Source organism: Microcystis sp. M49636_WE2 (genome assembly GCF_030065375.1).
Classification (GTDB): domain Bacteria; phylum Cyanobacteriota; class Cyanobacteriia; order Cyanobacteriales; family Microcystaceae; genus Microcystis; species Microcystis aeruginosa_C.
Genome location: NZ_JASJFG010000119.1, coordinates 1 through 11367 on the forward strand (window position 1 = coordinate 1; position 11367 = coordinate 11367).

11 protein-coding genes and 2 pseudogenes are annotated in these 11367 nt (G+C 45.0%); 4 read left to right on the forward strand and 9 right to left on the reverse strand.

All coding sequences use genetic code 11. From position 1 onward, the window contains the following. Positions 1 to 381: 381 nt before the first annotated feature. Entirely contained in the window at positions 382 to 696 is a 315-nt protein-coding gene (locus tag PX484_RS02770) for a hypothetical protein (RefSeq protein WP_002758945.1), read from the reverse strand. A gap of 290 nt (positions 697 to 986) precedes the next feature. Between PX484_RS02770 and PX484_RS02775 the strand changes: the two genes are divergently transcribed. From PX484_RS02775 to PX484_RS02785, 3 genes are all read left to right on the forward strand, one after another. Beyond that, positions 987 to 1490, forward strand: a complete 504-nt coding sequence (locus PX484_RS02775) for a hypothetical protein (RefSeq protein WP_002798683.1) — start codon at positions 987 to 989, stop codon at positions 1488 to 1490. A 588-nt stretch (positions 1491 to 2078) separates the two neighbouring features. Further along, positions 2079 to 3293, forward strand: a complete 1215-nt coding sequence (locus PX484_RS02780; RefSeq protein ID WP_353845713.1) for a hypothetical protein — start codon at positions 2079 to 2081, stop codon at positions 3291 to 3293. Positions 3294 to 3341: 48 nt separating this feature from the next. Next, complete coding sequence (locus PX484_RS02785) at positions 3342 to 3941, forward strand: hypothetical protein (RefSeq protein WP_287767459.1); 600 nt, start codon at positions 3342 to 3344, stop codon at positions 3939 to 3941. Positions 3942 to 4052: 111 nt separating this feature from the next. On the opposite strand, the gene PX484_RS02790 is transcribed toward PX484_RS02785, so the two are convergent. The 6 genes and pseudogenes from PX484_RS02790 to PX484_RS25945 all read right to left on the reverse strand — a co-directional run bounded on the left by PX484_RS02790 (position 4053) and on the right by PX484_RS25945 (position 9238). After that, positions 4053 to 5258, reverse strand: a complete 1206-nt coding sequence (locus PX484_RS02790; protein WP_287767460.1) for a tetratricopeptide repeat-containing S1 family peptidase — start codon at positions 5256 to 5258, stop codon at positions 4053 to 4055. Positions 5259 to 5286: 28 nt separating this feature from the next. After that, positions 5287 to 6192: a S1 family peptidase gene (locus tag PX484_RS02795; RefSeq protein WP_287767462.1), complete on the reverse strand. Its 906-nt coding sequence runs from the start codon at positions 6190 to 6192 to the stop codon at positions 5287 to 5289. A gap of 105 nt (positions 6193 to 6297) precedes the next feature. Further along, positions 6298 to 6921 (reverse strand): COP23 domain-containing protein, encoded by a 624-nt coding sequence (locus PX484_RS02800; protein WP_287767464.1) that lies wholly within the window; start codon positions 6919 to 6921, stop codon positions 6298 to 6300. Between the two features lie 160 nt (positions 6922 to 7081). Then, positions 7082 to 8170, reverse strand: coding sequence for an isocitrate/isopropylmalate family dehydrogenase (locus PX484_RS02805; RefSeq protein ID WP_287767466.1), 1089 nt, complete (start codon positions 8168 to 8170; stop codon positions 7082 to 7084). A gap of 440 nt (positions 8171 to 8610) precedes the next feature. Further along, a complete protein-coding gene (locus PX484_RS02810; RefSeq protein WP_002779291.1) occupies positions 8611 to 8847 on the reverse strand; it encodes a NifU family protein in 237 nt (78 codons plus the stop codon). 196 nt (positions 8848 to 9043) lie between these two features. After that, positions 9044 to 9238, reverse strand: a pseudogene (locus tag PX484_RS25945) (hypothetical protein). Between the two features lie 18 nt (positions 9239 to 9256). Here PX484_RS25945 and PX484_RS02815 point away from each other — a divergent pair. Further along, positions 9257 to 9801, forward strand: a pseudogene (locus PX484_RS02815) (transposase); the annotation flags it as partial. 291 nt (positions 9802 to 10092) lie between these two features. On the opposite strand, the gene PX484_RS02820 reads toward PX484_RS02815, so the two are convergent. Next, positions 10093 to 11034 carry a J domain-containing protein gene (locus PX484_RS02820; protein ID WP_002760810.1) on the reverse strand — a complete coding sequence of 314 codons (942 nt, stop codon included), beginning with the start codon at positions 11032 to 11034 and terminating at the stop codon, positions 10093 to 10095. Between the two features lie 32 nt (positions 11035 to 11066). Further along, on the reverse strand, positions 11067 to 11367 hold a 301-nt coding region (locus tag PX484_RS02825), incomplete at its 5' end, for an inositol monophosphatase family protein (RefSeq protein WP_288102778.1).

Sequence of the window (11367 nt, forward strand, 5' to 3'; positions counted from 1 at the left end):
GGCTGCTGCCGTGGTTGCTGTCGCTTTTTGTTCACCATCGGTTTCTTTTAGTTCTAGGTAAAAGTCAGATTTTTTGCCACCAAAGAGATTTTTTAACATCGGGGATCACTCCGAGAGTTGGGAAAATGTAAAAGACTAGGTATTTAAAAATTTATCATTGACCGGGATCAGGCAGCAAACAAGATTATTGTCTTGACAATTTCTCTGCTTCATCTATTTTTCTTTGGATAATCGCTACCAGAAAAAGGTTTTAAAAACAAGTTAAATTTACAAAAATTTACAAAAATTAAGGACGAGAAACCCCGACGCAAACAATGGCAAAAACTGCTAGAGACGTTGTCAGCAACGTCTCTAGATTATTTATTGGGGATTTGGTCGGATTTAGCCGGCTGCGGGTACACGGCTGCCGCTAACTCCGGGTACAGGACCACGACGAATATTGGTTTCCGTTTCGATGGGAACGAATTCAATATGATTGAGGAGGGTAGTAACAAAAGCAAAGAGTAAAAAAGGCAAAGAGAGGACGACGACTAACCCCACGGTAGCGAGGGCAAAAATTTGTCTAGTGCTACTCCAAAGAGCTAGAGTGGAAGCCAGAGTAAGAAAAATAACGATTAACCAAACGATTATTTGTCCGTAAATATCTCCGAAGGTGAGGGTGCAAACCATGCGATAGTTACGAAAATCCTTATCCATAACAGTAAACCCGTAGATAGTTAGTTATTGTTTTAGGGTAAGTCTATAATTGTCAACTTGGTCAATATTTAAAGGTTTTTATAAACACTTGTTGATAAATCTTTACAATTCTGCGCCGAGCGGGTAGCCAAATCTAGAGGTAAGAGCGGTATTGTTTGGTTGCCCTTCCGGAAAACTAAGTTGATATTATAAGAATTGCTAAGAATTGCTAAGAATTACCAAAAAACTGGCCAAAATTTTGGCGAACGCTCTTTACAATTAAGTTAGAAAGGCAAGGAGGAGCAAGCCTAATGAAAACTTTTGTTGAGCGTTATTGGTCTTGGTTTAATTGGACAACCCTAGCCATGGTTGTTCTCGGTTTCTGGTTAAGTGCCAGTTTCGTCATCGATTTAATCATTATCCCCAGCTTATCCGTAGCTGGCATGATGACACAAAATGGCTTTGCCAGTGCCGGTTACTTGCTATTTGGCATTTTTAACCATCTGGAATTAGTTTGTGCGGCGATTGTGCTGTGTAGCTTTGTTGTCTTCCACCGCTATCATACCTTAATCCATCTCCCCGAACATCGATCGCTTCTATTTGCCGGTGTTCTCTTAGTAATCACCCTAATTTACACCTATTTTCTCACTCCCAATCTGAGTGCTATGGGTTTACTGGCCCCCGTTACTGCGTCGGGAATGTCGGGAGAAATGATGTCCTTGCAGATTGGTTACTGGTTTCTAGAAGTGGTTAAAGGTTTGATAGCTTTTACCCTGTTGCGCTGGTGTTGGCGAGATGCCTTTAAGTTGGCTTAGTTTTTGATGACAAGCGGGGTTCAACCCGCTTTTTTTAGTTCTAGCAATATAATCGGCCTATTTGATTCGTGAACGGAGAGGCAGTACAACTAGGGAAGCCAAGAATAGAGGTCGTAAATATTTTACATTTCATTTAGGCAGACTAGGGACAAAAAGAATCAAGGAAATTTTTAAACCATACTTTCAGTGAGGACAAGGATTTTCTTCAGTAATGCCGATGGGGTAGGCGAATTGACAATTCCAGACACTGGCAAAGGAAAGATGGTTCTTCTCGTTTCTGTAGGGATAATTTTCTTTCCAGAAAGATAGTCTTCAAAGCCTTGCCTAGCAAGACTCCTACCAATGATAAGGGACCTGCGCTTTGATAATGTACCTTTTGGGCGAACGCAGTTCGCCCCTACATTGTGGACAAAATCCGTTACTGTAGGGGCGCAAAGCTTGCGCCCTCCGATCAATTGGGATATTATTCCCACGCAAGTCCCTAAGCAATGATTATCATACAGAGAACGCAACTTTAATAACTTGCTATCTAAGAATAAATCAGTTACAATTCTTGCAAATTAATTTCGTCTGTGAGGAAAGCTGGAAGTGTTGTTCAAAAAAGCCAAAAGAAACAGCCAGATGAGACACATATTTTCTGGAGGAATTTTCATTGCCTCCTGTGTGGGGACAGCCATACTGTGCGATGGGGTGAAAGCCATTCCTTCCCCCTTAGACATTGACGCTGCTTCTATTCGGGTATCCCAGGAAAAAATTATCATCAATTCCCCCGTGGAATTAGAGAGGACGGACAGAATTCTGACCACCAATTCCTTCTCGACAACAGAGGGATTAGCCGACAGTAATCTGCCCTCATCCTTAGAAAATAAACTAGAGAAATCTTCCCTCGATACTTTAGCAACAGAAAAGACCGGGACAATTTCAACCCTAGAAGAATGGAAGGCGAATCTAGGGACAATGCAAGCGAGTCAGCTTTTACCAGCAGGAGATAATAACTCTCCAGAAGTCGAAAAATGGCAAGCACAGGCATCCACCCCCGTTGATACCAATGTTTCTCCCGAATTGCAGCGTTTACGTCAAGAGTTTCTGATTGAGGAACCGCAAACCCTTTCTGCGAAACTGGCGGAAGTTGTGGTTGCCCCTAGTGCCAGTATCTCTACTCCCATCGGTTTTGGAGCGAATTTTGGGCAGATTTTCGGTGGTTTCGCTTTCCAGTCGAGAACCCGTTTTACCAATCAAGCAGATGGTGGGTTAGCCCTAGGGGTCGGTTTAGGAGAACCCCAGAAAATTGTCGGTTTGGATGTAACTATGGCGATTTTGAGCCTTTTTGGTGATAATGCCGGACGGGGTAGTTTTAGCTTTAAAATTCACCGTTCTCTGCCAGAAGGTTTTGCTGTCGCCCTAGGATTTGAAAATGCTATTAACTGGGGTGGGACAGATGCCGGTAGCAGTATCTACGGGGTGGTGAGCAAATTTTTTCAGTTCACAGAAACAACGAAAGAACCCTTTAGTCAATTGACGCTCTCTTTGGGTGTTGGTGGTGGTCGTTTTCGCTCGGAAGGAGCCATCGAAGATGGGGTAAACTCGCTGGGTGTCTTTGCTAGTGCTGGTTTAAGAATTGTTGAACCTGTCTCGGCCATTGTCGAATGGTCGGGTCAAGATTTAAACGCAGGTATTTCCCTGATTCCCTTCCCGAAAGTCCCCTTGACGATTAACCTTGCCGGTGCTGATTTAACGGGCAATGCCGGGGACGGCGCTCGCTTCGTCATGAGTATCGGCTACAATTACTTTTTCCCCCGTTAGTCGGTTTTTAGATTGTCTAATTTAGCTTTTTGAATGAGGATTAAGACCATGTTGATGAAATGGTTGACTAATTGGCAAGTTTCCCTAGTGGCGGCGGTTTTGTTGACCAATGCCCTAGTCTCTCCTAGTATGGCGCAAACCGGCAACCAATCCGATGCCACTGGGGCAATTCTTTCCACCGGTGATTTTGCCGGTCAAACTTTCCCCGGCACCACGACGGTAACGGGATTTCAGGGGGGAGAACCGGCTCAAATCGCTGTTAATCAAGCGGCTGCTTCTCTGAATACTCTGTTAGCTGATAATAATTTAACCTCCCCCACGGGTACCCCGATTCCCCCAGGCGTTCAGCAATTGCTACTGAGCATCTTAACAGGGGATGCACAGGCGGGTAATAATATCAATGCTGTCACCGCCGCTCTTTACTCAGCCCCCGGCGCACCGCCATTAAATGTTATTCAAGACTTATTGGCCAGCTTAGAGAAACTGACCAGGGATGAGAAGGTAGTTCCAGCTAAATTGCTGGCGGCGGTGCGGGCTTATAATGCGATGATTTTAGCCAGTAACGAAGAGTTTCTCCGCAATCCTCCCGCAGAACTACGAGCAATTCAAGCATTCTTAGCTAAATTGGTGGGACCCACTATTAGCTAACCCGCATTTTCCCTGCTGACTTGAAAGAGGGTGTGGGGTGTGGGGTGTGGGGTGTAGGGAAGGAAACCTCTTTCATCTGTGGGGGTGAAAATTTTTTCATCGGGACTGACTTCACCATAGTCTCCTTGGATTAGAGGGCTGTGGTGAAGGCTCCACGGTGGGCGCGGTGGTTGGCTGTGAGGGGGTTAGAGAAGGGGTATTTCCTCCCCCTAAAGATTCTTGGAGCTTGTCGCGCAGTTTTTTGGCGGTATCGGAGTCAGGATTAATTTTGAGAGCTTGTTCGTAGGCGGCCAGCGCCTCTTGGGAGCGTTTCCAGTAGGTCAAGACCAGACCTTTACCGTACCAAGCTTGATAGAGTTGAGCATCGAGTTGCAAGGCTTTTTCATAGGCGGCATAGGCGAGGGCTAATTGTCCTAACCGCCACATTTTATTGCCTTGATTAAGCCAGTTTAGGGGATTAGTATCGTTATTATTGGGAACTTCAAAAGCCTTGTATAATTCATCACCAATTTCTTGCAAAGATAAGGCATTGGGGGGCGAATTTTCGACATTTATCTGCCCTTGAATGCCAGACTGGGGTGCTAATTTCAAAAAAGTAGTGATGGGAATAGCGAGACTAAAGCCAATTGGCACGGGAACCTTTTCGATTTTTTCGGCTTCATTTTGTCCGTGAACTGCGATGACTCGTCCATTGATATCCAACACTGGACCGCCACTCATGCCCCCATAGGTGACACTGGTATAAACTATCTCATACCCCAACTCCGGGGGAAATATTTTCAGCAAGGGTGTAATGTCCTTGGGCAGCACTTTCCCCACATTGAACAATCGTTTCCGCTTGCCGATAAATTTCGGGTCGGGCCATCCAGAAGCAAAAATAAATTGTTCGTCAGCTACTTGATAGTTAGCCAAGGTCGCTAACTGATAATTTTGGTCGCTCTGAAACTGCACGAGAGCTAGATCTACTCCGGGTAATTTTTTGATGCTATTGTAATCGAGCGGATATTGCTTGCCATCCCAGGTAATAATTTTTAGTTGATCGTAATAGAACTTGCAGGCATCTCTAGCATCTTTACAGATCACATGACTGGCAGTAAGAACAGTATAAACTTTTCCTTCTTTGGCAATAATTGATCCAGAGCCATTAGCAGTAATTTTCCCATTCGCCCCCTCTTCTTCTGAGGGGATTAAAACGGTAATCTTTTCAGCAGTTTTTTCTATCTGCTCAGTTGTTGATGCCTTAGCAATCTGAGGAGAAACCACAAACACCGCTATACTAACTAGGGCGGCGGAAATTTTCAAGAAATTGTTGCTCATCTGGTTTAAAAATACAGTTGAGTGGAATTTACCAGAGGGGTGTGGGAGCGGGATTCTTTTCTCTTGGGGTTGACGAGGATGGAGAAGGAAAATCTTCCCAGAAAGTGGGTTCTCTATGGGTGGGAAGCGGTGGGGGTGACACTGCGGGCCGTTGCCGACTGGAAGCAGATACAGAAGATGACCCCGATTGTAAAAAAGTCCCAATAGGAATCGCCCAACTTAATCGACTCATTTGTTCCCACAGTGCCGGTGAAGTCACCGTTCCGTCAGCAAAAACGTAGGATTTACCCCAGAGAGGATAAGCATGAATCCCGTTAATACCAATAACTTTACCTTGCCGATTCAGCAGCGGTCCGCCACTCATGCCATTTTTAATCTTATTGGTGTAGCCGATTTGGTAGCCCCCCGAAAAGGATTTATCACTCAAAAGCGACACTTTACCAACGGTGAAGGTAAAATCAAAGGGATAGCCGGCGGCGAAAACTTCATCTCCGATAGTGAGATCATCGACATTAGCCAAATCAGCAATAGAATAAACTTGGCTACTGCGAAAAGAAACTAAGCCTAAATCATAATCATTCAAGCGAACTGTTCTGACCAACTCACCCCGATGTATCTTGCCGTCAGGGGTTTGTATTTGCCAAACCCGAGAGCGATACCGCCCTAAAACATGGTCATTCGTGAGGACTTTGTAGGAAGAACCCTGCTTTTCAACTAAAATGCCCGAACCCCAGCCTTGCCCTGATAACACCTTAACAGTAATTGCTCTGGCTGACTGACGCAGCTGTTGTTCTGAAAGTTGCTGAGAGCTATGGGCATTGGCCTGGTTAGGTTCCAGAGCAGGAGCATAGCTTTGGACAGCAAGCAAAGGTGTGGACAGTCCCAATAATAAACTGCCCGCACCAGCCAAAATTCTTTTTATAGGCCGACTCACTTGATTACTATGCTCCTTCTAAGAAACTAGAAAAGTTTACCAAACAGCGGGCGTTGGGTTTCCTTGCGTCAACCCAACCTACCTTATCTATAGAACTAGAAAAGTTTACCAAACAGAACCGCCTGATGGTTTTTGGGGGGGTTGTTCGGGAGAAGTCCCAGGCGCCGGAGAAGAGGACGAACCGGTGGCAGGATTTGTTTCCACGGGAACGCTTTCTAGGAATTTTTTGAAATAGACAGTGGCAGAATCCGATGAGCTTTCAAACAAAGGACTGCTGCTGGCTCCCGCCCGGATGTCAAATAGCTGTGCGATTTTCTGGGTTGCGTTTTCCCCTCTCTTGAGGGTGAATAATAGGTTACTGCTATTTGCCCGTTCTCGTCCATCACTAGGGGAATAGATAACCGGCAGACCATTGAGATAGCCAGTGGTAATAATATCAATTCCGCCTGGTCGAGTGGAAAGGGTATTGAATCTTCCGGTCACTTCTTGACAACGTTGCATGGGAGTATAACCGGCACCACTGAAATAACGAGAAAACCAATGAATCACGGGCTTATATTCATTAGGTCCGACTTGGGCAGCGGTTGTGGGAACTCCTACATAGGGGCCTGTCAGTGGTACAAGACACTCGAATCTGGTTTGAGCTTGGCTCGGTGATTGTAAGGTCAAGGCAGCTCCTACACCAATCAGAGCAATAGTCAGAGTTTTTGTCAAAGTTTGTAGTTTCATTGTTCTTATCCTAATCCTGCAAAGGGACTCCGTTGTACACTTCAAAGGTAGCTTTTATTTTTCCGCAAAACAAACAAAAGCAAGGCCTTTGCAACAATTCTTATTTTTTGGGATTACCCTTTCTTCAAACCACTTTAAGAGAGCAATCAGATGAGTTCGTTTACCCCAAAGCAGACCAAACTTCTAACTTACTGACCACGCGACGAATCACCTCATCGGTAAACTCACTCATGGTCATTTGGCCCCCTAAATCGGGGGTTTTTTTGCCCTCGTGAATAGTTTCAAAGACACTTTCATAAATTGCCCTGGAAGCTTTACGCGCCTCGCTAGTTTCGATATAACCTAACAAAGCTGCCGAGGCTAAAATCATCGCCATGGGATTAGCGATATTTTTGCCCTCTAAAGCCGGGGCCGTGCCGTGGGGAGCTTCTGCCATAATAGTTTTAACCGCTAAGGTCTCCTCATCAAATCCCAAAACTAAACTTTCGGCCCCAGCAATACTGCCATAGAGTTGCAAGACAAAATCAGATAATAAATCGCCATCGCGATTAAGTGCTGGAATCACCAAAGCTTCGCCGTCGGTTTGTAAAAGTAGAGCAAAAGTTGCATCAATTAACAGGGGTTGATAACGCACTTCCGGATGTCTTCGGGCCGCCGCGTCTAATTCCTCTTTAAACATCCCTTCGTAGGTGGCACTAACGGTGAATTTTGGGCCGCCAAATACCCGCGCCCCGGTTTTTTTGGCCTGTTGAAAGGTAAACTCGGCCACGGCGCGACTGGTAGCCCTAGAAATGCGCGAGGTGCGATAGGCAATTTCATCGCCGGTGGCAGTGGTTTCTCGCCATTCTTTGGCCCCGTAGGCATCATCAACGGCCATGCGGACAATGGCAATGGGAGAATTAACGCCCCCAATCGGACGAATACCGGGGATACGGCGACCGATGCGGAGAATTACCTGAGAATTCATTGCTTCTCTTAAAATAGCGTTAGGACTGCCCACATCTCCTTTGATTTCTGGGGTAATAGTGGCAGCTTTGAGAGCTAATCCGGTTTTTAGAGTCGCTTCGGCGGCCTCGTGAACCACTTGATTGTTACTCTGGCGACGTTGGGCTAAACTAAGATCAAAATCGGCAAAGCTAAGCGGTTGACGAATTATCGAGGGTTGCAATACTCTCAGGGCTTCTAGTAATAGTTCTTCTCCAGTTTGGTCCCCGTGCATGACCACAATAGTGGGGATATTTTCAGTCATAATTTTTGAGTTTTAATAAAAATTTTCGAGTATATGTTAATGCTTAATTGGCTGGTTAATTGGCTAAAAAAGATACTTTTTACCTTAATTAATTCTGTAATTTTATCAATCTTGCAGAAAAAGATATATAATACCAAATCTGGTTATTAAAAACCGATTATTTATTCTCCCTTTTGCATAAGTGCCTCTTGCATGAGTGCCTCTTGCCTTAAACCCTAATTAATATTATGCCCGATCGCTAATTAAATTAGCAATCGGGCAGTGGTGAGAATTAATGGCTCTCCCAGGTTTGGTGGGTAAAATGTATTCTAAGATACATTCCTCCTAGCGAGGGGGTGGAACGAACCACAAAGACACAAAGGACACAAAGATCGATCGATCATATTGTAAGTTAAACTCATCACACAGAACCTAGAAGAGCCAATTAATTAACCCAAGATTTAGAAAGCTTGTTCAACTTCGGCAATTTCGGGAATCACTTCCCGGAGACGACGTTCGATGCCCATTTTTAGGGTCATGGTGGAACTGGGACAGGAACCGCAAGCGCCTTGAAGACGCAGTTTGACGACTGGCCCGTCGATTTCGACTAATTCCACGTTACCACCATCCGCCATCAGGTAGGGGCGCATTTCATCTAAAACTTGTTCGACGTTATCAGGAGTCAGTGTTAAAGACATAATCAGCCTCTGGTCAGAGATTTATTAGAGTGTAAGTAAGTGGTTTCAATTAAATTGAAGATAGATTTTGTCTTTGATCCCCCCTGCCCCCCTTGATAAGGGGGGATCCCCCCTTAATCCCCCCTTTGATAAGGGGGGTGCCGATAGGCGGGGGGATCTACCCTTAATAAGGGGGGTATCTGAAAGTTTTTAACACCTACCTACTTAGAAGAAAATATATAAGGTTCTTCGTTACTTGGTATGGTTCGATAGGGGGGCATAAATCGACTAAATCCTTATCTGGTAAGAGACTTAATTGATTAGTTTGCTCTAGAGCAAAAACAATTGACAAAAATCGCTAAATGCCTTTCTATGTAAGGGTTCCATCCCTTATAACCCCCGTCCATTGCATAACACAAACCGAAGAGCCGTATTTTTACACCGGTTGTCTTGGGAAAACTTTAATGAATCTCAAGATTTGAAAGCGCAAGTAGAAAACTTTAAAGAGACTTATGGTTGTTAGCCAGCAATCCGTTCATGTCGATAAAATTTATCGAACCAGAGAAAACTTGGCATGGTGCAAGGAAAGAGGGATAAGATTAAGTGGATTACCCTTGGGAAGACCACCGAAGAATCGAAGCGCTGGACTAAAAAAACAAGCACAAGAGGACGAGAGTTTTCGCAATGCAATAGAAGGGAAATTCGGACAAGCTAAGAGAAGATTTGGTTTAAATCTGTGCATGACAAAACTACCTGAAACTTCAGAAACGTCCATTGCTATTACCTTTTTGGTTGTCAATCTTTCCCGACTGCTTCGGCAGTTTTTTGGGCTTTTTTTGTCTTTCTTGATTTCTGGGCGAACAAAAGAACTAAGATGTCGGCAACGCTTTAATAAAAATTATGTTAAAAGTGATAAGTTTTACTCAAGTAAAACTTATCACTTGGGCGACAAATTATTGGCACTCAATAGCATAATTCTTTGAGCGACTTTTTCAGCAAACCCTAAGTAGGGAGGCACAATTATTTGTAGGATGGGTTAGCGGTAGCGTAAACTATGCGGGCGTTGGGTTTCATGCTTCAACCCAACCTACGTTCATCTTATATTTAATTCCACCCACCCACTTACTGATCAGGGTAAGCTGTTTTGTCTGTCTAGTTTGAGCTTGAGTCTCGGGCTGATCGTTTCTTTTCTCCTGTTACCTGCGTGGGGTAACAGGCGGGTTAAAATGACGATTTGGTATCAAGCTTATACCGTTATGGTTTGAGCTAGTTATTCTTTTTACCACCAAATAGGGACCAAAAACCGCCCTTAGTATTCCCTTCCTTTTTTTGTCCCTTCTGGTCTTCCATTTCAGTATTAGGATTAACTACTTTATCCAGTTCCCGTTTGCACCTAATCACCGTCGCATCTTTGGGGCGGGCTTGCCAAGCGCGATTGATATGAACCCGGGCCATGGAGAGTTGATTTTGTCGCAGATAGGCTAAACCGAGCAGGGCGTGACAGATGCTATTATCTGGTTCTTCCCGTAGGGCATCGCGCAATTCTCGCAAAGCTTGGGCGGGGTTATTTTGGTCAAGAGAGGCTTGGGCGCGGCGAATATAGGCTTCTAAGGGCGATTCCTTGGCTTTAGCTGGGGCTGCCGTGGTGGTAGCCGCGACCACTAACTCGGACTGGCGAGGATTGCCTTGGGAGATAAAGACTTTCGGGGTAGTTTTCTTGTTGCCCTGACCTTCGGTTAGCATCAGATAAACCAGATTGAGTTCACTGAGTTGGGCGATTTTCTGATAGGTATTTTCCAGGGCGGTATATTGATCGATCGCCAAAGATTGCAGGATTTTTTGATAGGCTAATTCATAGTTAGCGGTGGACTGGGCTAGTTTTCTAGCTGGTTCGCTATTGATGGTGATTTTACCCGAATCTCGCGCCATTGCCTTACCCATTTGTGTTAAAACAAGGCGGAATTCTTCCCGAGATAGGTCGCGGCCTAGATGTTCGTAGGCTGGGTTAACTAATTTGGCGAGTAACTGATGAGCCTGTTCCCTTTCGGCGGGGGTGTAAAGGCGACAGGTATCGGGGTGAAGTTTATAGGCGATTTTTAAGTAACGCTCGCGAATCTCCTCATGTTCGGCATCGATCGAGACTCCTAAAACAGCGAAGTGATCGATTAAATCAAATTGAAATAATCCCTGGGAAATCGGAAAAGGCATACAGCAGACCCTACTCTAAAATGATAATCCCATTAAAACTGAAAACTCCAAGAGGCGGCTTTTTGCAGAGCCTGGCTTAAGGGGGTGTGAATGTGTCCGTTAGTGGCCAGAATTCGCCCCGTTTCCATCAGAAAAGGACTCTCATCGTAGGCGCTAATTTTACCGCCAGCTTCTTCGATCAGAATAATTCCCGCGGCCAGATCCCAGGGATTAATCCCTCGTTCCCAATAACCATCTAAGCGCCCACAGGCCACATCGGTTAAGTCTTTGGCAGCGGAACCGCTGCGGCGTACCCCTTGGGTCAGATGGGTCAGATAACAGAATTCGGCATAA